Origin of the sequence: Actinocrispum sp. NPDC049592, assembly GCF_040675465.1 — a bacterium.
In the GTDB taxonomy this organism is placed as follows: Bacteria; Actinomycetota; Actinomycetes; order Mycobacteriales; family Pseudonocardiaceae; genus Kibdelosporangium.
In genome coordinates this window covers 104,339-127,514 of sequence record NZ_JBFAPA010000022.1, presented here as the reverse complement: position 1 = coordinate 127,514, position 23,176 = coordinate 104,339, and the positions used below count along the sequence as shown (strand labels likewise).

Here is a 23,176-nt window from a genome sequence, read left to right as displayed (position 1 = left end):
CCCGAAGGGGCCGAAGTATGTCCCGTCTCTCCCGTAGGTCCATGCTGCTCGGCAGTGCCGGCGCGATGGCCTCGATTCCCCTGCTGTCCAGCACCGCCCAGGCCGCGCCGGTTCCCCAGGCCGCGGCCACGGACTGGTCGCTCGAGGTGGTCAAGTCCACAATGGCCCGGTCTTCACCGTCGAGTATAGGCGGTTGGGGCTACACGATCGGACTGTACCTCTATGGACAGTACCTTGTGTACAAACGGACCGGGACGAAGTCCTACTTCGACTACATCAAGTCATGGGCGGACCGGTTCGTCGACTCCAGCGGCAACATCAGCAACAGCTTCAACAACCTCGACTCGATGCGGTCGATGCAGCTGATGCCGATCCTGCACCGGGAGACCGGCCAGGACCGGTACAAGAAGGCCGCGGACAAGCTGCGCAAGCGGTTCCCGTCCTACCCGCGCACCTCCGACGGCGGGATGTACCACGCCACCAGCAAAGTCGGCCAGCTCTGGGGCGACGGTGTCTACATGGCACAGCCGTTCATCGCCGACTACGCCAAGGCCTACAACGATCCCTACGGGTTCGACGAGGCCACCAAGAACCTGGTCACCTACTTCAGCCACCTCAAGTCGGACGACGGCCTGATCTGGCATGCCTACGACGCCGACGGGTCGGAGTCCTGGGCGTCCGGCACCGGGCACCACTCGAAGTTCCACTGGGGCCGCGCGATCGGCTGGTTCGGCATGGCCACCATCGACGTGCTCGAGGTGCTGCCCGCGGACCACCCGCGCCGGCAGAACCTGATCGACATCGTCAAGCACCTGGCCACCGGCTACCAGCGGTTCCAGGACCCGGCGACCGGCCGCTGGTGGCAGCTGGTGGACAAGGGCACGACCTCCGGGAACTGGCTGGAGACCTCGTGTTCGGCGATGTACACGTTCATGCTGTCCCGCGGCGTGGAACGCGGCTACCTCGACCCGAGCTACAAAGCCGTTGCCAGCAAGGGCTACCAGGGCGTGCTGGCGAAGATCTCGCTGGGGTCCGACGGCCGCACGAACGTGACCGACATCTGCGAGGGCACGAACGTCGGTGACCAGAGCTACTACCTGAAGCGAGCCCGCAAGACCAACGACTTCCACGGCCTCGGCGCGTTCCTGATCATGAACGAGCAACTGGCCCGTACCGGCGGCTGAACCTGCGCCCCCGAAAGGCGGTGTGCGCGGCGGCGCACACCGCCTTTGGGCGTTAACGCACCACGATCTCGTCGAGGGTGCCGGTTGCCTGCACGGTAACGATGTTCAGGCCGGCGTGCAGGTGGGCCGGGATCGAGCGGGCGATCCGCGGCGCTGAGGAACTCCAGCCGGTCATCTTGACCGTGCGCGGTGCCTCGCCGTTCACGCTGACGCTGAAGGACTTCGTGCCATCGGCCGCACCGATCACGGAAAGCACGTGATCACCGCTGGTTCGCGAGAACACCGGCAGCAGCTTGAGATCGCCGACGGGGATGGCTCGGTCGACGGTGATTCCCGTTGAGGTGGCTGGGGTCGCGTACTCGCCGCCGGTCCAGAGTTCGTCGATCCGCAGGCGCTGGTAGTAGTTCGGCGCGTTGGCCGCGGCCCAGGTGGTCGCCACGTTGAGCCGGACATAGCGGGCCATGGTGTCGGCTGGCAGGTCAACGTACTGAACCGCCCGTGCGCTGGGCATGACGCCGGTCTTGGCGGTGGTCCAGGTCGTCCCGTCCGTGCTGACTTCCACGCTGTAGTCCTTGATCCGCGCGGAGTCCTCGGGGCGGCCGAAGCTGTTGCGGTTGTAGGTCGGGGACCATTCCCGTTGGTTGGCCGCCAGGTACTTGACGTTCTTGGCGGCGCCCAGGTCGAGCGTCACGGACACGGGCAGGGTCTTGTTGCTGTCCCAGTAGGTCAGATAGTCCTGATCGGACAGCCCGTCGGCCGCGTGACCGTTCGCGGACGCGGTGGCCGTGGCAGTGGCCTGGTAGGCCGGGACCTGACCTTCGGTGTCGACCTGGAACACCGTGTCGTAGGTGTCCCACTGGGTGATGCCGTTGATCGTCAGGTAGCCGTTGGCCTGGCTGAACGGTTTGCTCTCGCCGGTCCGGTAGTCGTGCACGGCTCGGACGCGGTAGCCGTTGTCTCGCAGGACGATCTGCGAGGCTGTGGCCGGTTTGGTCAGCACGTGCACGTACTGCAGGTCGGGAGTCTTCATCGTGATCACGCCATGGGCGCCGTCGTTCCAGAAGCCAGGTGTGAGGCCGCCGTAGAGGTATCCGCCGCCTTCGACGCCGTGGATGGTGTCCCAGATCTGTGGCAGGTAGGAGGCCGCGAAGTTGTTGAACGCCTCCTGTTTCGCCGGGAACCTCCCGTTCACCATCGCGGTCTCGGCCATCAGGGAGCGGACCGAGGAGCCCGCGTTGGCGATCATCCGGCCCATCGTCACCGGATAGTCCACATCGGAGTCGCTGCCGTCGAACCACCAGGCGCCCTTGGTCGGCAGCTTCCACTCGCCCTCGGTCATCCGCGGCTGCGGGGTCAGCACGGCCTGCGGGTAGTCGTACGCGGGGGTCATCCCGACCTTCTGCTCATGGCTGACCATGTCCATGATCGGGGTGTCCTCGTTGTTGTTGCTGAGTGTCCACGACGGACGCTCCTGGCGGATCCGTTCGTAGAGGCCGTTCTGCTCCCAGTAGGCGTTGTCGTTGTCGATCCAGAACCCGGCCAGGCCCGGGTAGTTGTGCATGACCTCGACGAAGTTGTCGTAGCTGAACTCGCCGAAACCCGGGCGGGTGCTCAGGTCGACCGATTTGCCCTTGTACGCCGAGTAGGCCGCCGAGTCGAACCAGCTGCTGCCCGCCGGCAGCCCTTCCCAGTACCACTGTGGGTCGTCGGTCATGTAGAGGATGACCTTGACGCCCCGGGCGTCCCCGGCCCTGATCAGCTCGCCGAGGAAGTCGCGCTTGGTCGAGCAGCTGCCGGGGATCTGCGACGGCCACGCCCGCGCGTAGCCGAGGCGGCTGTGGAACGACGCCAGCACAACGTACTGCGCGTGCAGCTTGAGCGCCTCGTCGATCCAGTACTGTGCGGTCCAGCCGCCGTCGGTGACGTCCTTCTCCCATGCGGCACAGTCGGTGTGCGCCGGGGCGGTGCGCTCACCCCAGTGCAGGAACAGCCCGTTCGCCGACTCGCGCAGCCACTGCTGGCGCGGGCTGGTCAGCTCCGCACCAGCCTGCGGCGCCACAACTGTCGTCAGGGATAACACCAGTAACGCGGCCAGGGCCAAACGTCTGAACACTGTCGCTCCTTGGACATGCCGGAATAGCCTGTCGTTGCGGGCGACGGAGCAAAGGTCGGACCTCTGCCGGTACGGCCGAATCTAACAGACCTCAGGGCGCCTTGGGGCGGCGCAGACCGAAGATGACCAGCCCGATCCCGGCCACCACGCAGAGCAGGCCGATGCTGGTCCACAGCCGTTCACCGGTCATGAAGCTGCCGGTGATGTACCCGAGCCCCTGGAACGTCCACACCCCGCCGACCAGGACCAACAGGATCCCGATCACGATGGGCAGCCATTTGCGCATACCCCCATGGTCTCAGAAGGCCGACACGAGAACGAGAGCGCGTGACGTCGAACCTGTGCGTGTAGGGCACCCCGTCGCCGACCTTCTCCTCGTGCGGATCAGCGGTAGAGCATGAACTGTGACACTGGCAGGGCGCGGTTGACCACGCGGATGTCGCCGACCCAGCCGTAGAAGGTGCGGTCGATCTTGCGGTCGTAGGTGTACGCGCCGACGAGCCAGCTGTCGTTGGCGGTGCAAATGCCCACAGCCGGCGTGGATGGGTTGCGCAGGAGCCTGGAACCTTCGATGTAGACGGTGGTCGTGCGGCCGTCGTTGACCACGGCGACGTGCCACCACTTGTCCAGCGGCAGCTCGTGGCCCCAGTTGGTGGAGATCCCGTTCTGGTTCAACGGGAACACCGCCCACTGCACACCGTGGCCGTCCGAGATGCTCAGCGTGGCCACCGGTTCCTTGGGGTCGTCGCCGGTCTTGCCCGCGTCCGCGCCGGTGCCGATCCGGGACAGCAGGCCGCCCCACGCGTTGGCGCCGCTGAAGTCCCTGGGGATCTTGAAGAACGCCTCGATGGTGTAGCCACGCTCGAACCTGGCCATGTTGAGCGGGGCACCGGAGACCGTCCTGAAGTACTCGCCCTTCAGGAACACACTGCCGTGCGCGGGCTGCTCCCGATGATGGTCAGGCGTCCACTGTGGATTACCGGTTACCACAAGGTCGTTGCCGTTGCCGGAAAGGTCACGGCCGTTGCGCGCGTCGAACCGCCAGTACGCCTGCGTGCCGGGGATGAGCAGGTCCCGGACCGGGCGGGCGGCGGGCTCGGGCCGTGGGTCGAACCCGGAGAACCGGGCGGTGAAGCCGATCGGCACGGAGAAGGAGTCGTCCGGCCCGGTGCGTTCGATCTCCTGGCGGCTCAACAGGTTCAGCCGCTCGGCGGACTGGCGCAGCAGCCACGGTGAGAGGGTCTCCACGTCGATGGTGTTGCGCTCCAGGTCGAACCGGTACAGCCGGATCATCGCGCTGCCCCCGTAGTACCGGTCCTGGTAGTTGGTGATGTGCGCATGCACGTCGTGTCCGGCGTCGTTGCGCAGGACGGTCCGGCCCGGCGGCCAGAAATGGCCGTTGAGAGTCAGGAAGATCTGATCGCTGCCCTTGACCAGCTGATCCCAGAGTCGTTGTCCGAAATCGGACAACTGCGCCTTGCCGTCTCCGGAATCCGCATGCACGAACTCGTGTGTCGTGAGTATGACCGGGCTCTTCGGGTATTTCCGCAACACCCCACGGGCCCACTCGATCGTCCCGGCGGACGGGCGCCAGTCCAGCGCCAGCACCAGCCATTCCCGGCCCGCGGCCCGGAAGGTGTGGTACGTGTTGTAGCCGTCCTTGGTGGCACCACGCAACGACGGGCTGGTACGGAACCGCTGCGGCCCAAAGGCGTTCAGGTACGCGCTCGGCCCGCGCTGGTCGTCCTTGGACGAGTCGATGTCGTGGTTGCCGGCCAGCACGCTGTAGGCGACCCGGCGGGTGTCGAAGTACCGGAACGTCCGGCCGATCTGGTCGAACTCGCCCGGCTGGCCGTTCTCGGTCAGGTCGCCGAGGTGCGCCACGAACACCGTGTTGTGCTCGGCCGCAGTGTCCACAATGTAACGCAGCGAGGCCTCGAGTGGCGCTGAGTCACCACGGTCGCGGTCGTACAGGTACTGCGTGTCCGGGATGACCGCGACGGTGAACCGGGGGCTTTCCTGGTCGGGACACCAGGATCCGGTCTCGGCGGACGCCGGGGAGACACTGCCGATCGCCGCGCCCGCGCCGAGCGCGCCGGCCGATGCGAGAAAGAAACGCCTGGTAGATGACACGGCCGGACCATAGTGTCCGTCAGCGAACACCGGCCGAACGGCGATTGAACCCTAGAGTTCGTAGATGTCGCCGGACAGCGAGCCGTCCGGCAGCCGCGGCGGTTTGATGCCTGCCTGGATGAACACCTCGCCCAGCTCCAGGTTCAGCCGGTTGACCAGCATCCGGTAGTCCGGCACCGGCCGCAGGTCCTCGTGCCGCACCTGCCGGGTGAAGGTCTGGACCTCCGACCCCCGGGTGGGCCGCAGCCGGTTCACATCCAGCTGCAGCTCCGCGTGATCGTTGCGGCGCCAGATGGTCAGGCTCCACCACTCCCGCACATCGCCGGACATCCCGCCGTGCTGGGGACCGCGCGGAATGCGCCACGACCAGGATTCGACCCAGCTGCGCAACTGCTCGGCACTGACTTCCACGGCGCTCCCTGCGAACGAGAGTGATCAACCTCGCCGGAAGACTACCTCTCCCCGGCCATTCCGTCTCGTCCCCGTTTCCGCCGAGAATACCGCGACACGCCTGCGGACCTGCGAAAACGCACATACCGCACCGATGCACCCGTTGCCGAGAAAGAGCCTTTAGGGTCATTCCTCAGGAATCATGGCCCCTGCAAACAAAAAGTCACGATTCCGTACTCCACCAAGCCATCCCACGCACCGCGCGCCAGCGCACACGTGATCTTCGTGCCCTCCCCCCTCTGGGTGGCACTGCCGCGCGGCGAGCGCTTCTTCTCACCCACCCCGTTCCCACGCAATCGGCCCCACGAGCTAGATCCGCACCAGCGAATCCGGACTGAGATCAGCAAGCGACCGATGCCCAGACAAAGCCAGCGTCAAATCAAAGTCCGCAAGCAGACTCCGGACCACATGCCGAACCCCATCCTGTCCACCCAAGCCCAACCCCCACACATAAGGCCGCCCCAGCAACACAGCCCGAGCCCCCAAAGCCAAAGCCTTCAACATATCCGCCCCAGACCGAACCCCCGAATCGAACAGGACCTCCAACCGGTCCCCCACAGCGTTAGCGATACCCGGCAACACATCCAGCGACGCCACGGCTCCATCCACCTGACGCCCACCGTGGTTCGACACCACGATCGCGTCCATCCCCGCGTCCGCCGCCCGCCGAGCATCGTCAACGTGCTGGATGCCCTTCAGCACGATCGGCCCGTCCCAGTGCTCGCGCAGGAACGGCAAAGCCGACCACCCACGGTCCGTACCAGTGAACAACGGGATCCACTTCAGCACCGCCGACGGAATGTCCTCCTCGGGCGACCGCTCCAACCCACCCCGGAACACCGGGTCGGAGAACGGGATCGCCGTACCGGTCCCGCGGATGAACGGCAGGTACGACTGGTCGAGGTCGCGGGGGCGCCAGGCGAGCGTCCAGGTGTCCAAAGTGACCACCAACGCGGTGAAGCCCGCCTTGGCCGCGCGGTTGAGGATGCTGATGCAGAGGTCCGGGTCGTTCGGCCAGTACAGCTGGAACCAGCGCGGGCCGCTCCCGTTGGCCTCGGCGACATCCTCGATGGTGTTGGAGGACGCGGTCGAAAGGATCATCGGCACGTTCAACGAGGCCGCCGCGCGCGCCGTGGCCAGCTCGCCGTCCGGGTGCACGATCGACTGGACACCGACGGGCGCGAGCAGGAGCGGCGCGGGCATCGGCGTGCCGAGGACGGTCGTGGCGGTCGTGCGGTTGGTGGCGTCGCGGAGCATGCGCGGCACGATCCGCCAGGTGTCGAACGCCGAGCGGTTGGCCCGGACCGTGGCGCCCGACCCGGCGCCGCCCTCCACGTACCAGAACGGCCCCGGGGCCAGGACCTCCCGCGCCAGCTCGGCGAGCCGGGTCGCGTCGGTCGTGAAGGCAGGCAGGTTGTCGGCCAGTCCCTGCAGGTAGATCTCGTTCTGGTACGCGCCAAGATTCATGCGGCCTATTTAACGCCGCGGGCCGTGGTTCCGCGGTGTGCCATCCGCCCAGGGTCGGCTATCGGCGGGCGTGGTTGCGGCGCCAGAGTGCGAAGACGTTGATGCCGACCGCGGCCACGCCGCTGACCAGCACGAGTTCCAACGGACTGCCGGTGCGCCCGCCCAGAGCGATGATCAGCGTCCAGGCCAGTAACAACACCAGCGAGAGCCCGGTGATCCCGGCGGCGATGGCGAGCATCTGGTGAGAGCGCAGGGTGTCGCGCAGAGGCACACCGCGCGCGTACTGGAACCAGGCGGCGACGACCGTGTAGGCGGTGAACAACACGACGACGAGGCCGAACCAGCCCAGCACGCCCGAGGGGGTGGGCATGCCGGCGATGATCAGCACGAGGCTGCCGATGACCAGGGCGATCGAGGCGCGGCGCAGCGCGAGCCAGACGCCGAGCTCCTCGATCCGGCCGAGCCGGGACGGCGCGGGCGGTTCGGGAACCGTGGGGGTCGTCGTGGTGTCGAGCTGGGGGCGGCCGAGGCGGACGAGGTTGGTGCGGGCGTGCTGGTTGGCCGGGTCGATCTTGAGGGCCTCGAGGTAGGCGCGGCGGGCCGTGTCCTTGTCGTGCACCCTGATCGCCGCGTCGCCCAGGACCTCATAGGGTCTCGCCTCGTTGCGGGCGAACTGGATCGCGCGGCAGGCCGCGGCGAACGCCTCCTGCGGGTGGTCGGCGCCCAGCGCCTCGGACAGCGCGACGTGGCAGCGCCAGTCGGACGGGTCGCGCCGGACCGCCTCGCGCGCGGACACGACCGCCTCCTGCCGGCGGCCCATCTCCAGCAACGCCAGGCTGGCCACCCGGTGGCCCCACGACCGCTCGCCGAGCCGGATGGCCTCCTTGGCCGCGTCGAGCGAGGTCTCCATGTCCCCCGCGTCCAGGTACGCCGCCGAAAGCTGGCACCACGCCTCGGAATGCGCGGGGTGCTCGTCCAGCACCCCGCGCAGCAGACTGATCGCCGCGTCGGAGTTCCCCGCCGCGGTCAGGTTGGCAGCGCGTCGTAACGCGACAGCAACCGGCTCGCCCATCCTGACTCCCTGGATCGGGGTTTCGGATGGCTCAGTGTCGCACTGCCTGTCCGCGACCGATTTCCGTGTACCCGGTCGGTCGAGTTCGGAGCGTCCTTTTCACCCTCCAGGGGGATACGCGAACTAGGCCGCGGCCAGCTCGGCCACGGCTTTCATCGCGTTCTCCCGGGACGCGTCGTGGATGTGGCGGAACTGCGCCAGCTTCTCCACGGTGTACGAAAGGACCATCTCGGTGTGGATGAACGTCAGGTCGTTGTCCAGGCCGACGCCGCTGAGGATCGCCCGGATGAGCGGCTCCTGGTGGTCCCAGTCCTCCTTCGGCGTGCCGGGCGCGTATGAGCCGCCGCGCGCGGTCACCACGACGACCTTCTTGCCCACCAGGACACCCTCGCCGGTGTCGGCGTCGACGAGGAACTCCGGCGGCGAGACGTGGTCGAGCCACGACTTCACCGAGGCGGGCACCGAGTAGTTGTACATCGGCACGCCCAGCAGGATGACGTCCGCCGACCGCACGTCGTCACGGATCCACTGGGTCTGCTCCCAGGCCGCCTGCTGCTCGGGCGTCCGCTGCTCCTCCGGCACGTACATCGCGGCCAGGTAGTCGCCGTTGAGGTACGGCGGCGGCGTCTCGTGCAGGTCCCGGTAGGTGTACGTGCCCTCGGGGTGGGCCGCCTTCCACGCGTCGGCGAAGGCGGCGCTCATCTCCCGGGAGACCGACTGCCCGCCCCGGATGCTCGCGTCGATGTGCAGCAAGTTCGTCATAACCAAGAAGGTAAGAGATGAGATGTTCTGAGTCAAGAACATCTCACGTGAGACGATCCACAGCCCAACTGGTCCCGTAAAATCGGGGCATGGCGGAATCGGTTGAGGACATGTGCGTGCGAGCGGCGGGCTACCTGCAGCACGACGACCTGAACTGGCTGATCAACCGGGCCGCGCACCAGATCAGGGAGGCGATGGACGCCGAGGCCTCCGCGCACGGCCTGTCCATTCGCGGCCAGATCGTGCTGACCGCGCTCGCCCAGCAGCCGACCGCCGTCAAACCGGTCACCCAGCTCGCGCTGAGCACCGCGTTGGGCCTGGACAAGACCACGATGACCGCGGTTCTGGACCGGCTGGAGTCGCAGGGCCTGATCCAGCGGACGCCGGACCCGAACGACCGCCGCGCCCGCATCCCGGTGCTCACCGAGGCCGGCCGCGAACAGCAGGCGAAGGTGTTCGACAAGCTCATGCAGGTCGAGCACGCGATGGTCGCGCACCTCGACCGCGGCGAGGTGGACAAGCTCAAGGAACTGCTCCGCAAGCTGGTCGCGGCCGGCGACCACGTCGACGGATCGTGCGTGTGAGGGTCCGAATCGCGCTCATTCTGAGCGCTTTGTCCGCTTTTGCCCCGTTGTCCGTTGACATGTATCTGCCGGCTTTTCCGGCGATGACCGACCAGCTCGGCGCGTCCGAGTCGGAGATCCAGCTCACCCTGACCGCGTTCGTGATCAGCCTGGCCATCGGGCAGGCCATCTCCGGGCCGCTGTCCGACTCGTTCGGCCGCCGCAAGCCACTCGTCGCCGGGCTCGTTCTCTACGCGGCCGCGTCGGTGGCCTGCGCGTTCGCACCGTCGGCGGTGGCGCTCGTGGTGTTCCGGTTCCTGCAGGGGCTCGGGGCGGCAACCGGGATCGTGATCTCCCGGGCGCAGGTCCGCGACCTGTACTCCGGGATCGCGATGGCCCGGTTCTTCTCCACGCTGATGCTGATCGCCGGGCTGGCGCCGATCCTCGCGCCGGTCCTGGGTGGACAGATCCTCCAGGTCACCTCGTGGCGCGGGGTGTTCGCGGTGCTGGCCGTGTTCGGGACGGTTCTGCTGCTGTCCACATTGCTCGGCCTGCCCGAGACGCTGCCGCGGGAACGCCGCCGGCCCGCACACATCGGCGGAGTGCTCCGGTCGTACGGATCGCTGTTCGCCAACCGGGTGTTCCTCGGCTACGCGCTGACTTCCGCGCTGTTGTTCGCCTCGATGTTCGTGTACATCTCCGGGTCGCCGTTCGTGCTGCAGGACATCTTCGGCCTGTCGCCGCAGGGGTTCAGCATCGTGTTCGGGCTCAACGCGTTCGGGATCATGCTGTTCGGGCAGATCAACACGTTGCTGCTGGGGCGGTTCGCGCCGCGTGCCCTGACCGTCGCCGGCCTGACGATTGCCCTCAGCGGCGCGACGGGCCTGACCGTGGCCGCCGCCCTCGGGCTCGGACTGGCGTGGATCCTGCCGCCGTTGTTCCTGGTCGTGGCCAGTATCGGGATCGTCATGCCGAACACGACCGCGCTGGCCCTCGCCGACCAGGCGGAGCACGCGGGTGCGGCATCCGCGCTGATCGGCGTGACACAGTTCCTGATCGGCGGGCTGACCGCGCCGCTGGCCGGGTCCGGTGGCAGCAGCGCGGTGCCCATGGCGGTGGTCATGACGTCCGCCGCCGCGTTGTCGTTCCTCACCTTCGCGGTGCTAACCCGGCAGCAGGCCGATCGCCAGCACGACGATGACCACACTGGACACGAGCGCGGTGACGAGCCGGCCGCGCGGTCCGCTCAGGACACGCCCGACCAGGCTGCCGCCGCCGGCTAGCAGCAGTTGCCAGCTCGCCGACGCGATGAACGCGGCGAGCACGAACACGATGCCACTCAGCAGATCCGGCGCCGCGTCGGCCTGGCGACCGACCACGAGCGCTCCGAAGTAGACAATCGTGGCCGGGTTGAGGACGGTCAGCCCGAGCAGGCCCAGGTAAGCCCGGCCGGGCGAGGTCAGTCCCCGGTCGTCCACCGGAGAACCGTTGCGCCGCAACGCGGACACCGCCGTGCGGACCGCGATCGCGACGAGCACCACCGCCGCGGCCCAGCGCATCGGGGTCGCGACCGGCTCGATCAGCCGCGCCAGCGCGGCCCCGCCCAGGACCGCGGCGAACGCATACAGCCCATCGGCCGTTGCGACGCCCAGAGCAGCGGCGGCTCCGGTCCGGAACGAGGTACGGGCGGTGAGGCCGACGAGCAGAGCACCAATGGCACCTACCGGGATCGCCACGCCGTAGCCGGCGAGCAGTCCCGCGACCAGCGCCGCGCTCATGACTGCGGGAGGTAGGTCCTTCCGATGACAGCGGCCTGCTGTCGCCGCGCCCCAGCCACCGTGGCGGGATGCGTTCTGCTCAGCAAGGTCTCGGTCATGTCCCGAGAGTAAGCGGGGCCGTCAACCGGTTTAGTTCACATCCACGGACAGTAACCCGACAATCACAGAAAATTCGGTCACGGTCTTGAGTTGGCTACCGGCGAGCGACATAGTAGGGGTCCGCCGCCACGTTCGTCTGGAAAGTTTCCTAATAAAAGGAGACGCGATGCGGAAGCTTCTGCTCCTCGCGGCGACCCTGCTGGCGGCCGGGACCCTGGTCCCGTCCGCCGTCGCGAGCGCAAGCCCCCAGCCTGCCCCTGCGGTCACCATCCAGGCTGGGCCGACCGCGAGCCAACTACTCGCCAAAACCACCTCCTGCAAGCAGATCTCGAACGGCAAGTACCGGACCGACGAGGAGACCGGCAAGACCGTCGCCGTGTGCGACGCGAACGGCGCGGTGTTCTGGAAGGCCGACATGGACATCGACTGTGACGGTGTCCGGACCTCGCGCTGCAACGAGAACACCGACTGCTGCTTCCAGCCCGACACCGCGTTCCACGCGTCCAACGGCAAGCCGTTGACCGCGGACGTCACCCACTACATCGTGGTGCCGAGCACCAGCAGCATCTGGAAGTACACATCCTCCGGCCTCAAGGGCGCCGGATCGTGTGCCGTCATCTACAACAACAAAGTGCTGTACGCGGTCATCGGGGACACCGGGCCGACCCAGATCATCGGCGAGGCGTCCTACGCCACCGCCAAGGACCTGGGCATCAACCCGGACCCGTCCAACGGTGGTGTGGACAGCGGCGTGACCTACATCTGCTTCAAGAACTCGACGGTGTCGCCGATCGAGAGCAACTCGGCGGCCACCTCCGTCGGGTCGGCGAAGGCCACCGCCTTCGTGAACAACAACTAGTGTGAAACCACGGCGGTGGCGTCTGGGAAACCTGTGATTCCAGCCGCCACCGCCATGGTCATCACAGTCCTCTATGGATGGACGCGGGCCGCCACATGGGATACAGCCTGGGACCGTCGTCGGGCAACGTGATCGGCGTGCCCATCGGCTGGAAGCCCAGGTGCACGTACAGCGCCAGGTTGCGCCGGTTGGTCGCCTCCAGGTAGACCGGCATGGCCATGTTCTCCAGCTCCTGCAACCGATGCCGGATCAGCGCGGTGCCGATCCCCCGCCCCTGCTGCTCGGGTGTCACCGCGACGAACGCCAGATAGTGGTGTGGCCGCACGGGATGCGCCGCGTCCATGGCCGCGTGCAGAGCCAGGAACCGCTCTGTGTAAGGGCCGCAGATCGCGTGCAGCCGCCGGGTGAAGTCCGGCGGCTCGGCCCGTGGTGGCCCGGCCGCCGCCGCGTACCAGACCGCTACGCCCGAAGTGTCCCCGCTGACAAAGACCTCGCCCGCGCCGGACAAAGCCTGCTCGGCGGCCATCCGCCAGTACTGCTGGTAGATCCGCCGCCGGTCGTCCGGATCCGGCACGAGCCAGTCGGCGATGTCCCCGGTCAGGAACGCCTCGCTGAGCACCGTGCCGATCGGGTCGACTGGGTGGTCGCGGCCGGCCAGGAACACCTCATGCCCCTCGTCGTCCGCGAAGCCGGGACTTCCGGTGAACGCGGGCAACCGGTCCGCGGGTGCGGGCCCGGCGGTGATGGCCAACGGTTCCCGGGACGCGCGGCCGATGACACTGTTGGCGCCCAGGCCGATCGACGCGTAGATCTCCGGCCGGTGGTGCCTGAGGTGCGCGCCCCAGAGGATCCCGGCCAGCCCGGCGACCCCGAACGAGGCAGGCAGGATCCAGACCGCGGGATGCCCGGACGGCAGGTCCAGCAGGGTCGAGTACTTCGCCAATGTCAGGTACAGCACGACAAGCAGCAGCACGGCGGCGATCGCCGGGGAGACCACCCGGCGCCAGGCGTTCTCGTCCGGGGCCGGGCGGCGCAGGAAGTACCCGATCACCGAGACCGACGTGATCGCCATCAGGATCAGCACGCCCAGCCCGCCATACGTGGTGACGATGAACATCAAGTCCTTCAACGGATCCAGCTTGTACACCACGAACAGCACGATGACCGCCAACGCGATCGCACTCTGCGTCAGCGATCCGGCCTGCGGTGAGCCGGTGCGGCGATTGGTCGAACCAAGCCCACCGGGCAGGACGCGTTCCCGGCCGAGCGCGAAGAAGTACCGCGCGACGGTGTTGTGGAAGCTCACCAGCGCGGCGAACAGACTCGTGACGATCAGAATCCGGCCGGTGTCGACGATCCAGGCGCCGAGAAAGCCCGCGTTGATGGTGAAGATCAGGTCGGTGCTCTGGGTGGTCGCCGCGCCCACGATCTGGTCCGGGCCGGTGAAGACGGTCAACGCCCACGAGGACAACGCGTACAGGATCCCGACGAACGCGACCGCGATGTAGGTCGCCCGGGCCACAGTGCGCTTGGGATCGCGGGTCTCCTCGGCGTACACCGCGCCGCCCTCGAACCCGACGAACCCGGTCACCGCCGTGACCAGCAACGCGCCTGCTCCGGTGGCGACGAGGTTCGACGGGTCGAGCGCGGTGAAACTCACCAGGCCACCCGCCGGGTGGGTCAGCTCGACCGCGTCGAACACCAGCATCACCAGGCATTCCGCGGTCAGCAGCACGGCGAGGACCTTGCTGTTGAAGTCGATCCGCAGCACCCCGAGCACCGCGATGACCAGCCAGGCGCCCAGCGCGAGCACCCACCAGTCGACGCTCCAGCCGAACCAGGCGTTGAGGTGCATGGCCAGGATCCCGCCGAAGCCGCCGTACAGGCCGACCTGCATGCCGTTGTAGGCCACCAGGGCCACGAAGGACGCACCGACCCCCGCGACCCGCCCGAGCCCTTGGGCGACGTAGGTGTAGAAGGCGCCGGCATTGGTGATATGCCTGGACATCGCGACGTACCCGACCGAGAACAGGCCGAGCACCACGGCGATCGCCGCGTAGGCCACCGGGATCCCGATGGTCTTGGTGGTGGCGAACGCGAGCACCGCACCGCTGCCGATGACGGTCAGCGGCGCGGCGGCGGAGACGATGAAGAAGACGACCGAGGAGACCCCGAGCCGGTTGCGGGCCAGTGCCCTGGAGACGCGGCTCGGTCCCCCAGCCGCGTGCATCGGCCTGGTGCGCAGGCCTGACGTGTTGTCGGACAACGCTGACGCTCCTTCGTAAAGGCGTAGGGCGGCGTTTTCTCTGCTGGGACGGGTAAGCGGGTTCAGCGACGGCGACCGAGCACGGCATCCCCCACCGCGGCCTCGGTCTGGTTGGCCAGGTCGAGCAGTTGAGCGGGCAGCGCACGGCGCAGTTCGTCCACTTGGGACCGTGCGCGGTGCGGGCCGTGAAACCACAACAAAGCGCTGAGCAGGCCCGTCGCATGCGCCAGGGCCGCCAGGGTGGCGTCCTGCATCAGCTTGTGCTCCTGGCTGATCCGGTCGATCCCCAGCGCGTGCGGCCGGGCCAGCAGGTCGTGCAGGCGGACTTCCGGAACCAAAGCCATCTCGGCGTTGACCGCGCGGTACCGCACCGCGGGCCCGCCCCACCACTTCCTGGTGCGCACCTGGGCGAGGTGGCCGGCGACGTGCAGCCGGCTACCGACTTTGTCACGGGCGTCCTGGGAGACGTAGTCCAGCCATATTCTGATGCTGTGCGGTGGTTCGGTCACGATGTCGCGCAGCAGGCTGGCTGCGAGCGGATCCGTGGTGGGCGTGGGATCAAGCACGACGAGCAGGCCTTCGGTGACCTGCAGCCTGCGGTCGAGCACCAGCTCGGCCAGCAACGCCCCGGCCAGCCCGAGGTCGATCCCGGTCCCGTGCAGGCGCGGCACGATCGCGTCCGCGTCATGGTTGTGGGCGACCAGGAAGAACTCGTCGGCGAGCCGCAGGTGCGCGGGCGGGCCCGGCGCCCGGCCGGTCACCGACCCGGCGCCCGCCGGACCGGCGGTCCGGACGCTCTCACCCGGATCGACGGATATGCGATAGTTGCGGCGTCAACTGTTGGCTCCGTCAGCCTGGGAGGGGCGAACACCGGAACAGAATGCCACCGGCGATCCGCGGCTCACACGATCGTTGGTCGGCCATCACCCGTTCGGTCCAGTCCACAATGGGCGGTATATCAAAACGTGTCCCCTGAGCGGGCGATTCGACGGGTAAGCTCATCCAGTTCAAGATCGACTTCTGGACGGAACGGGTTAAGTGCGAAATACCTTCGCGGACGCGTCACGGCGTCGACAGGCACGCGTCTCACTCGCGGCGATGGCAACCGTTGGCCAGATGACCGGGGAGGTTGGACAGAGGTGAACGCCCGCAAGGAATGGTCCGTCAGCTGCCGCGACATCGCAGGCAGACGACGGGACCTGACGGTGTTCGTGAGTGGTGGGCGCGTCGTATTGGTATCTCCGCCCGGCGAGACCGCCGTGCTGTCCCCGTTGGACGTCGGCAGGCTGCGTGCGGCCCTGCGTGACGCCGTCGTGGACGCGTCGGTGATTCAGGAGCCTTGATTCCTACTCACCAGTAGGTAAGGTGGCGTCCGTACCGAGGAGGTGCGGATGACCAGCTATTTCGTCACCGGGGCGACCGGTTTTCTCGGCCGTCGGCTGATCTCACGGCTGCTCGAGCGGCCTTCCTGCGACGCGGTCCACGCACTTGTCCGGTCGCCCGACAGGTTCGCCGCGCAGCAGTGGGACGCCCGCGTGGTGCCCGTGCTGGGCGACCTGACCCAGCCGGGTCTGGGCATTTCCTCCTTCTCCGGCACTGTCGACCATGTCGTGCACGCAGGGGCCGTGTACGACTTCACCGCCTCGGCCGCCGCGCACGAGGCGGCGAATGTCACTGGGACAGCCGGGGTTGTCGCGTTCGCAGCGTCTGTTGGTGCGCGCTGGCTGCACCACGTGTCGTCGGTCGCCGTCGCCGGGGACCACCGCGGGCCGTTCACCGAGGACGACTTCGACCTCGGTCAGGGCCTGCCATCGCCTTACCACGCAACGAAGTTCGCCGCCGAGAAGCTCGTGCGTTCGCAGGATGCCGTGCCGTGGCGGGTGTATCGCCCCTCCGCGGTGGTCGGCGACTCGCGCACCGGCGAGATGGACAAGATCGACGGGCCCTACTACTTCCTGCCGTTCATCACCCGGTTGTCCCGCTTGCCCGCCCGCCTGCCGCTGGTCGTGCCCGCCTTGGGGTCGACCAACATCGTCCCGGTCGACTACGTCGTGGACGCGTTGTGCCACCTGATGCACTTGGACACTCCCCAGCGGACCTTCCACCTCGCGGCGCCGCGCAACCAGACTTTGACCTCTGTGTACAACGCCTTCGCCGGACCGGCCGGAGCGCCCAAGATCGTTGCCAGTCCTCGGGTTCCGTTCGTTACGGGGTTGTCCCTGCCGCGGGGCGAGGTGTGGGACGCGGTGCTGCGAGAGACCGGGATCGCGCCAGAGGTCGTGCCGCATCTCAGCCTGGGGTGCACGTTCTCCTCCTCGCGGACACAGGAAGCCTTGGCCGGCAGCGGGATCACCGTTCCGCCGCTGGCCGCTTACGCGCCCCGGTTGCTGCGATACTGGTCGGACCACCTGGACCCGTACCGGGTGCGGCGGCGCGTGGATCGCGCGGATCCGTTGGCGGGCAGGCGGATCCTGATCACCGGCGCGTCCTCGGGCATCGGCCGGGAGACCGCTTTGGCCGTGGCCCGGCGAGGTGCTCAGGTTCTCCTGGTCGCCCGTCGTGAGGCCGAGCTCTCCGCGCTGCGCTCGGAGATCATGGCGTTCGGCGGGTCGGCTTCGGTGTTTCCCTGTGACCTCACCGATTCCGCGGCGGTCGAGCGGTTGGTGAAGGAGGCCGGGACCGTCGACATGCTCGTCAACAACGCCGGGCGGTCGATCCGGCGGTCGGTGTACCTGGCGGTCGACCGGATGCACGACTACGAGCGGACCATGGCGTTGAACTACTTCGCGCCGCTCCGCCTGACCCTCGGTCTGCTGCCCCAGATGCGCGCGCGACGGTTCGGGCACGTCGTGAACGTCACCACCATGGGGTTGCAGAGCGACACACCCCGGTTCTCGGCCTACTTGGCGTCCAAGGCGGCTTTGGAGGAGTTCGGCCGGGTCGCCGGCCGGGAGTTATTGGGCGACGGCATCACGTTCACCTCGGTGCGAATGCCTTTGGTGCGTACACCCATGATCGAGTCCGTTGACTACACGGGCATCCCCGCCATGTCCCCTGCCCGCGCCGCCGGCATGGTCGTGCGGGCACTGGTCGAACGCCCCGAAGTCGCCAACCGCCCGGAAGGCACGGCAATGGAACTCGCCCGCATCCTCGCACCCCGGACATCCCGCCGAACCGCCAACCTCGCCTACAAACTGATGGCCGAAACCGCCCCCGAAGCCCCCACCAAACCCCAAACCCCACTGGCAACCCTCGCCGCCACCCTCACCCGAACCCTCTGGCGCAAACTCTGACCCACCCATCCACCCCACCGCCCGTACCTTGCCGGCCGAAGCGGGGCTCAACGGCGTTTGCGGGCGGTGCCGAACAGACCGCGGGTGATCTCGCGTCCCAGCGCCGTCGCGGCCGACCGCAGGAACGACTTGACCGGAGCGCTGCTCAGCACCTTCTCCAGCGCACCGGGCTCCTCCTTCCCCGGAGCCGGAGCGGGAGCCTGCTCCTCAGCGGGAGGCGGCGCGGCGACCTTCGCGGTGAGCTTCTCGTAGGCGCTCTCACGGTCGATGGTCTCGGCGTACTTCCCGTGCAGCTCACTGGAGTTCGCGGCCTCACGGATCGCGTCGGTGCCGATCGTGCCCATCATCGACCGCGGCGCCCGCAGCCGCGTCCACGCGACGGGGGTCGGCGCGCCGCGTTCGCTGAGGACTGTGACGATGGCTTCGCCGATGCCGAGGGAGGTGAGGGCCTTGCCGAGTTCGTAGTGGGGTGTGGTCGGGTAGGTCTTCACCGTCTGGGACAAGGCCTTCTGGTCGTCCGGCGTGAACGCGCGCAGGGCGTGCTGGATGCGCGCGCCGAGCTGGGACAGCACGGCGTTGGGGATGTCGGTGGGCAGCTGAGTGCAGAAGAACACACCCACGCCCTTCGACCGGATCAGCTTCACGGTCTGCTCGATCTGCTCGTGGAACGCCTTCGACGCGTCCTTGAACAGCAGGTGCGCCTCGTCGAGCACGAACACCAGCTTGGGCGCGTCCAGGTCGCCCGCCTCGGGCAGCTCGTGGAACAGCTCGGCGAGCAGCCACATCAGGAACGTCGAGAACAGCGCCGGCTTGTTCTGCAGGTCGCCGACCTCCAGCAACGACACCTGCCCGGTCCGCAGCAGATCGGCGACCTCCAGCTCCGGCTCGCCGAAGAACTCGTCCCCGCCCTGCGCCTCCAGATTGGACAGTGAGCGCAAGATCACACCCGCCGTCGCCGCCGACACACCACCGAGACCCTTGAGGTCCTCCTTGCCCTCGTCGCTGGTCAGGTGCGTGATGACCGCGCGCAGGTCCTTGGTGTCCAGCAACGCCAGCCCACGCTCGTCGGCCCAGTGGAAGATCAGCCCGAGCGTCGACTCCTGGGTGTCGTTCAACCCCAGCACCTTGGACAACAAGATCGGCCCGAAACTCGTGATCGTCGCCCGCACCGGAACCCCGGGACCGCCCGTGCCGAGCGACAACGACTGCACCGGGAACGCGGTCGCCTGCCAGTCGTCGCCGGTCTCAGAGGCTCTAGTGGTGATCTTGTCGTTCGTCTCCCCCGCCCTGGCCAGGCCCGACAGGTCACCTTTGATGTCCGCGAGCAGCACCGGCACCCCCGCCGCCGACAACTGCTCCGCGATCAGCTGCAACGTCTTGGTCTTCCCGGTCCCCGTCGCCCCGGCCACCAGGCCATGCCGGTTCAACGTCGCCAGCGGCAGCCGGATCGCCGCCGACGCGTCGACCTGCCCATCCACCACCACCGTGCCGAGCTCCACGGCACGGCCCGAAGTCACGTACCCGTCAGCGATCTCCCGCGCGGCAGTCATGGAACGAACCGTAGAACCGAGACACGAACCGCGCAGCTCGAAGCCGGATCACCGATCCGGGACCGTCCTCGGGCTAGGGTGGTGCAGGTGAACGCCCATCTGGTGTGGATCGACTGCGAGATGACCGGGCTCGATCTGGAGAACGACGCCCTGATCGAGATCGCCGCCCTGGTGACCGACGCGGAGCTGAACGTCCTCGGAGAAGGCGTCGACGTAGTCATCCACGCCGCAGACGACATCCTGGCCGCGATGCCCGAGGTCGTCCGCGAAATGCACGCCCGCTCCGGCCTGACCGAAGAAGTCCGCCGATCCACGGTGACAGTGGCCGAAGCCGAGCAGATGGTCCTCGACTACGTGCGCGCCTACGTCCCCGAAGCCCGCACCGCGCCCCTGGCCGGCAACTCCATCGCCACCGACCGCGGCTTCATCGCCCGCGACATGAAAGACCTCGACAACCACCTCCACTACCGGATGGTGGACGTCTCCTCGATCAAGGAACTCTGCCGCCGCTGGTACCCCCGCATCTACTACGCACAGCCCGGCAAAGGCCTCGCCCACCGAGCCCTGGCGGACATCCGCGAATCCATCAAAGAGCTCGAGTACTACCGCAGCACCGCGTTCGTCCCCCAACCCGGCCCCACCTCCGAAGAGGCCCGAGCAGCCGCCGAACGCGTCCTCAACGCGGACACCTGACCCCTGAATTTCAGACGACGACACCGGCACGCTAAGCTAAGGTCGCTCTCAACGAGAGAGTATGGTGGGTGTAGCTCAGTTGGTAGAGCACCTGGTTGTGGTCCAGGAAGTCGCGGGTTCGAGTCCCGTCACTCACCCCAGTAGGGGACCCTGCTCGCCGCTGTCGCGGCTTCGCGGGTCCTGGGGTTCGTCATTATTTTGGGGGGCCGAGCCCCCCATACCCCCCACGTTACGGTGGTTGCGTTCCAGCGTGGGCGGCTGCGCCGCGGATTGGGGGCTGCGCCCCCTTGCCCCAGTTTTTGTGCGGGGCTTTGGGTGGGGTTAGAAGTCGATGTCGATGGTGTTTTCGTCGGTTCTTCGGTGGGGTTTGGGTGGATGAGGGTGTAGTCCGGGAGAGGGGTTTCCCATGGCTCGCCCAGCGGAGTGTTTTGTGGCCGCAGTTCGGGCAGGCGAGGACGGGGCGTTCGGGGAGGGCTTCGTAGACGTCGCCGTATACCCGCCACCAGTCCTGGTATGACGCGTGCTGGATCGCGGCCATCAGTTCGCCTGCCCTTGGTTCAGGGGATGGTTCTGCCGTCATTGCCTGGTCGTCGATCTTGCGGACGTCGTGGTCGGCTGACGACGGCCTGTCGAGCCCTGCGGCGGGATCCGCCCTTCGCGAGCTCTGTGGCCATTGGACGTCTGGGCGCAGTGTGCGGTTTCCCAGAATCGGCAACTCGCCTCGAAAAGGGGCCTGTGCAGGACCAAGTCCTTGAACACGAAAACGGGCGCCTGGCCGGTGGCCGGGCGCCCGTTTTCGTGGAGGCTTATTTGTTTACTTGTCGCCGCCCTTGAGCCATTCGTCCCAGGGGATCTGCCAGTCGCCGAGGCCGTCCCAGGCCTGCAGGGGCTTTCCGCCGCTGTTCTGGACGATGAAGATGTCACCGCGGTTGCCGATTTCCTGCATCCAGCGGGAGTTCTCGGTCGACATGTTGATGCAGCCGTGGCTGACGTTGCTGTTGCCCTGCTGGCGCACCGACCATGGGGCCGAGTGGTAGAAGATGCCGCTGTTCGACAGGCGGCTGGCGACCGCGACCTTGGTGCGGTAGCCGCCCGGGGCGTCGGCGGGGACGCCGTAGGTGCCGGAGTCCATTGTGTAGTTCTGCTGCTCGGTCATCACGACGTACGTGCCGTTGGGGGTCTCGTGGGCCTTCTTGCCCATGGAGATCGGCAGCGTCTTCACGACCTGGTCGTCGACGCTGACGGTCATCTGGTGGGTGGCGCCGTCCGCGACGGACACGATCTTCTTGCCGATCGTCACCGTGGCGCGGCGGTCCTCCTTGCCGAACACGTTCGCGCCCAGCGACTTGCCGTACACCGCCGCGTCGATGGTGATCTTGGTGCCGGACTTCCAGTACTCCTTGGGCCGCCAGTGCACCTCGTTGTCGCGGAACCAGTAGAACGCGCCCTCGGTCTTCGGCTCGGTGGTGACCTTGATGGCCTTCTCCGCCGCCGCCTTGTCCGCGATGTTCGACGAGAAGTAGAACGCGAGCGGCTGGCCCACCCCCACCGTCGCCCCGTCGGTCGGGTTGATCGACACCGACACCTGACGGCCCGGCTTGACCGTGCTGAACGTCGAGGTGCTCGTCGCCGGCTTGCCGTCGGTGCCCTGACCGATGGCGTTCACGGTGTACGTCTTGCTGTAGCCCAGCGCCTCGGTGGACTCCCACTTGCTGCCGTCCGGCGTCAGCGCGCCCGCGACCGGCTTGCCGTCCGGGTTCGTGACCTGCACCTGGGTGAGCTTGCCGTCGGTGGCCGTCACAGTCACCGTGTCGCCCGGCGCCACGTTCCCGGCCTTGTCCGCCGGCGTGACGGCCAGCGCCACCGGCTTCACCGGCGCGGCGGACGTCGGCCCGGCGCTGCTGCTGGCGCTGCCCGGCGCGGAGCTCTGCGGGGACTGCGCCTGCGGCTCACCAGAGGAGCACGCAGCCGCAAGCACCATCACCACACCGGCGGCGACACCCGCCCACACCCGTCGCATCAATGCCCCGCCCATCGCCACCAGCCCGACCTCGTCGTAGATCAGGCACTTCCAAGTCAGTCCCCGCCCCAGTGTGCCCTCACCCGCGATTGTGCCCTCTAGCTGCGACAGTCGATCACCCGGGGGTCCGATTTTTAATCGCTGGAGACCCCATGCTAGGGTTTACCTCGTTCGCAGGACAGACCAAAGCGAGCAAGCAAGCGCCGCTAGCTCAACTGGCAGAGCAGCTGGCTCTTAACCAGCGGGTTCGGGGTTCGAGTCCCTGGCGGCGCACCTCCAAAGGGCAGGTTGACATCAAAGTCGACCTGCCCTTTTTGGTATTCACCGCTCACATGTGCACCGTCCACAGTGGACGCGTGCGTGTCCATCGCGTGTCGGCCGCAGCACGCGCGACTTCAGGCAACAAGTTGGTGTACATGTCGCTCGTCACAGTGATGGACGAATGCCGCAGCATCTCCTGCACCATCTTCATGTCCACACCAGCAGCCAGCTCCAACGTCGCCGCACCGTGACGCAGGTCATGCAGCCGGATCGGCGGCGGCCGCCGCGGTCGTACTCGCAGTTGCCATGGTGATGCGGTGAAGTGCCGTTGTGGGTGTCTGCGACCGAGTTGCATACGTGCCGGAGTGGTTGATGGAAACACTGTTGAGCCACATCACCGGCGGGATGGTCCGCCGGTGGAGCAGCTCGACGCGCTTCTATCCAAGGACAACTCTTGGCTGGTGATCGTGGACGGCCTCACGAAGTCCTGGATCGTGAGGCACGGAAAGACCTCATCGACCGGTTGTACCGGCTCGCCGCACAGACGTCACAACCGCAGTTCCCTTGCCGTTGGCCCGCCGCTGACAGCGGAACAGCCGGCGACGCTGGTGGG

The 23,176-nt window shown here is 67.5% G+C and carries 20 protein-coding genes and 2 tRNA genes; 9 read left to right on the top strand and 13 right to left on the bottom strand.

Annotation, left to right across the window (positions count from 1 at the left end):
• Positions 1-17 precede the first annotated feature (17 nt).
• The gene (locus AB0J95_RS42135; RefSeq protein WP_364770934.1) at positions 18-1,184 is read left to right on the top strand and encodes a glycoside hydrolase family 88 protein; all 1,167 of its coding nucleotides are present in this window, start codon (positions 18-20) and stop codon (positions 1,182-1,184) included.
• Positions 1,185-1,236: 52 nt separating this feature from the next.
• Here AB0J95_RS42135 and AB0J95_RS42130 read toward each other — a convergent pair whose 3' ends face one another.
• The 7 genes from AB0J95_RS42130 to AB0J95_RS42100 form a co-directional block, all read right to left on the bottom strand.
• Positions 1,237-3,297: a discoidin domain-containing protein gene (locus tag AB0J95_RS42130; protein ID WP_364770932.1), complete on the bottom strand. Its 2,061-nt coding sequence runs from the start codon at positions 3,295-3,297 to the stop codon at positions 1,237-1,239.
• Between the two features lie 91 nt (positions 3,298-3,388).
• Positions 3,389-3,583, bottom strand: coding sequence for a hypothetical protein (locus tag AB0J95_RS42125; protein ID WP_364770930.1), 195 nt, complete (start codon positions 3,581-3,583; stop codon positions 3,389-3,391).
• A gap of 98 nt (positions 3,584-3,681) precedes the next feature.
• On the bottom strand, positions 3,682-5,430 hold the full coding sequence (locus AB0J95_RS42120; RefSeq protein WP_364770928.1) for a LamG-like jellyroll fold domain-containing protein: 1,749 nt from the start codon (positions 5,428-5,430) through the stop codon (positions 3,682-3,684).
• A gap of 51 nt (positions 5,431-5,481) precedes the next feature.
• Positions 5,482-5,841 carry a hypothetical protein gene (locus tag AB0J95_RS42115; RefSeq protein WP_364770926.1) on the bottom strand — a complete coding sequence of 120 codons (360 nt, stop codon included), beginning with the start codon at positions 5,839-5,841 and terminating at the stop codon, positions 5,482-5,484.
• 348 nt (positions 5,842-6,189) lie between these two features.
• Complete coding sequence (locus AB0J95_RS42110; RefSeq protein ID WP_364770924.1) at positions 6,190-7,347, bottom strand: lactate 2-monooxygenase; 1,158 nt, start codon at positions 7,345-7,347, stop codon at positions 6,190-6,192.
• A gap of 58 nt (positions 7,348-7,405) precedes the next feature.
• Positions 7,406-8,419 carry a tetratricopeptide repeat protein gene (locus AB0J95_RS42105; RefSeq protein WP_364770922.1) on the bottom strand — a complete coding sequence of 338 codons (1,014 nt, stop codon included), beginning with the start codon at positions 8,417-8,419 and terminating at the stop codon, positions 7,406-7,408.
• 123 nt (positions 8,420-8,542) lie between these two features.
• Positions 8,543-9,181 (bottom strand): NAD(P)H-dependent oxidoreductase, encoded by a 639-nt coding sequence (locus AB0J95_RS42100; protein WP_364770920.1) that lies wholly within the window; start codon positions 9,179-9,181, stop codon positions 8,543-8,545.
• A gap of 89 nt (positions 9,182-9,270) precedes the next feature.
• Between AB0J95_RS42100 and AB0J95_RS42095 the strand changes: the two genes are divergently transcribed.
• Together AB0J95_RS42095 and AB0J95_RS42090 are read left to right on the top strand one after the other, a co-directional pair.
• Positions 9,271-9,765 carry a MarR family transcriptional regulator gene (locus tag AB0J95_RS42095; RefSeq protein WP_364770918.1) on the top strand — a complete coding sequence of 165 codons (495 nt, stop codon included), beginning with the start codon at positions 9,271-9,273 and terminating at the stop codon, positions 9,763-9,765.
• Complete coding sequence (locus tag AB0J95_RS42090) at positions 9,762-11,027, top strand: multidrug effflux MFS transporter (RefSeq protein ID WP_364770916.1); 1,266 nt, start codon at positions 9,762-9,764, stop codon at positions 11,025-11,027. The genes AB0J95_RS42095 and AB0J95_RS42090 overlap by 4 nt, the downstream gene beginning before the upstream one ends.
• Here the strand turns inward: AB0J95_RS42090 and AB0J95_RS42085 are convergent.
• A complete protein-coding gene (locus AB0J95_RS42085; protein WP_364770914.1) occupies positions 10,908-11,522 on the bottom strand; it encodes a LysE family transporter in 615 nt (204 codons plus the stop codon). The genes AB0J95_RS42090 and AB0J95_RS42085 overlap by 120 nt on opposite strands.
• A 265-nt stretch (positions 11,523-11,787) precedes the next feature.
• On the opposite strand from AB0J95_RS42085, the gene AB0J95_RS42080 reads away from it, so the two are divergent.
• Positions 11,788-12,480, top strand: a complete 693-nt coding sequence (locus AB0J95_RS42080) for a glycoside hydrolase family 75 protein (protein WP_364770913.1) — start codon at positions 11,788-11,790, stop codon at positions 12,478-12,480.
• 61 nt (positions 12,481-12,541) lie between these two features.
• Here AB0J95_RS42080 and AB0J95_RS42075 read toward each other — a convergent pair whose 3' ends face one another.
• Together AB0J95_RS42075 and AB0J95_RS42070 are read right to left on the bottom strand one after the other, a co-directional pair.
• A complete protein-coding gene (locus AB0J95_RS42075; protein WP_364770912.1) occupies positions 12,542-14,746 on the bottom strand; it encodes an amino acid permease in 2,205 nt (734 codons plus the stop codon).
• Between the two features lie 62 nt (positions 14,747-14,808).
• On the bottom strand, positions 14,809-15,507 hold the full coding sequence (locus AB0J95_RS42070; RefSeq protein WP_364770911.1) for a GPP34 family phosphoprotein: 699 nt from the start codon (positions 15,505-15,507) through the stop codon (positions 14,809-14,811).
• Positions 15,508-15,885: 378 nt separating this feature from the next.
• Between AB0J95_RS42070 and AB0J95_RS42065 the strand changes: the two genes are divergently transcribed.
• Together AB0J95_RS42065 and AB0J95_RS42060 are read left to right on the top strand one after the other, a co-directional pair.
• On the top strand, positions 15,886-16,089 hold the full coding sequence (locus tag AB0J95_RS42065) for a hypothetical protein (RefSeq protein ID WP_364770909.1): 204 nt from the start codon (positions 15,886-15,888) through the stop codon (positions 16,087-16,089).
• A 48-nt stretch (positions 16,090-16,137) separates the two neighbouring features.
• The gene (locus tag AB0J95_RS42060) at positions 16,138-18,039 is read left to right on the top strand and encodes an SDR family oxidoreductase (protein ID WP_364770907.1); all 1,902 of its coding nucleotides are present in this window, start codon (positions 16,138-16,140) and stop codon (positions 18,037-18,039) included.
• 47 nt (positions 18,040-18,086) lie between these two features.
• Here the strand turns inward: AB0J95_RS42060 and AB0J95_RS42055 are convergent, their stop codons facing one another.
• Positions 18,087-19,589, bottom strand: coding sequence for a helicase HerA-like domain-containing protein (locus AB0J95_RS42055; RefSeq protein ID WP_364770905.1), 1,503 nt, complete (start codon positions 19,587-19,589; stop codon positions 18,087-18,089).
• Positions 19,590-19,676: 87 nt separating this feature from the next.
• Between AB0J95_RS42055 and orn the strand changes: the two genes are divergently transcribed.
• Positions 19,677-20,282, top strand: coding sequence for an oligoribonuclease (gene orn, locus AB0J95_RS42050; RefSeq protein WP_364770903.1), 606 nt, complete (start codon positions 19,677-19,679; stop codon positions 20,280-20,282).
• Between the two features lie 64 nt (positions 20,283-20,346).
• Positions 20,347-20,422, top strand: a tRNA-His gene (locus tag AB0J95_RS42045).
• A gap of 674 nt (positions 20,423-21,096) precedes the next feature.
• Here AB0J95_RS42045 and AB0J95_RS42040 read toward each other — a convergent pair.
• Positions 21,097-22,302, bottom strand: a complete 1,206-nt coding sequence (locus AB0J95_RS42040; protein ID WP_364770901.1) for an Ig-like domain-containing protein — start codon at positions 22,300-22,302, stop codon at positions 21,097-21,099.
• 200 nt (positions 22,303-22,502) lie between these two features.
• Here AB0J95_RS42040 and AB0J95_RS42035 point away from each other — a divergent pair.
• A tRNA-Lys gene (locus AB0J95_RS42035) sits at positions 22,503-22,575 on the top strand.
• A 55-nt stretch (positions 22,576-22,630) separates the two neighbouring features.
• On the opposite strand, the gene AB0J95_RS42030 is transcribed toward AB0J95_RS42035, so the two are convergent.
• A complete protein-coding gene (locus AB0J95_RS42030) occupies positions 22,631-22,945 on the bottom strand; it encodes a tyrosine-type recombinase/integrase (RefSeq protein ID WP_364770899.1) in 315 nt (104 codons plus the stop codon).
• Between the last annotated feature and the right edge of the window lie 231 nt (positions 22,946-23,176).

Coding starts and splice junctions, on each gene's coding strand:
- AB0J95_RS42095 (WP_364770918.1), top strand. CDS start 9,271: ATGGCGGAATCGGTTGAGGACATGTGCGTGCGAGCGGCGGGCTACCTG.
- AB0J95_RS42105 (WP_364770922.1), bottom strand. CDS start 8,419: ATGGGCGAGCCGGTTGCTGTCGCGTTACGACGCGCTGCCAACCTGACC.
- AB0J95_RS42040 (WP_364770901.1), bottom strand. CDS start 22,302: ATGCGACGGGTGTGGGCGGGTGTCGCCGCCGGTGTGGTGATGGTGCTT.
- AB0J95_RS42135 (WP_364770934.1), top strand. CDS start 18: ATGTCCCGTCTCTCCCGTAGGTCCATGCTGCTCGGCAGTGCCGGCGCG.
- AB0J95_RS42100 (WP_364770920.1), bottom strand. CDS start 9,181: ATGACGAACTTGCTGCACATCGACGCGAGCATCCGGGGCGGGCAGTCG.
- AB0J95_RS42080 (WP_364770913.1), top strand. CDS start 11,788: ATGCGGAAGCTTCTGCTCCTCGCGGCGACCCTGCTGGCGGCCGGGACC.
- AB0J95_RS42125 (WP_364770930.1), bottom strand. CDS start 3,583: ATGCGCAAATGGCTGCCCATCGTGATCGGGATCCTGTTGGTCCTGGTC.
- AB0J95_RS42055 (WP_364770905.1), bottom strand. CDS start 19,589: ATGACTGCCGCGCGGGAGATCGCTGACGGGTACGTGACTTCGGGCCGT.
- AB0J95_RS42110 (WP_364770924.1), bottom strand. CDS start 7,347: ATGAATCTTGGCGCGTACCAGAACGAGATCTACCTGCAGGGACTGGCC.
- AB0J95_RS42060 (WP_364770907.1), top strand. CDS start 16,138: ATGACCAGCTATTTCGTCACCGGGGCGACCGGTTTTCTCGGCCGTCGG.
- AB0J95_RS42085 (WP_364770914.1), bottom strand. CDS start 11,522: ATGAGCGCGGCGCTGGTCGCGGGACTGCTCGCCGGCTACGGCGTGGCG.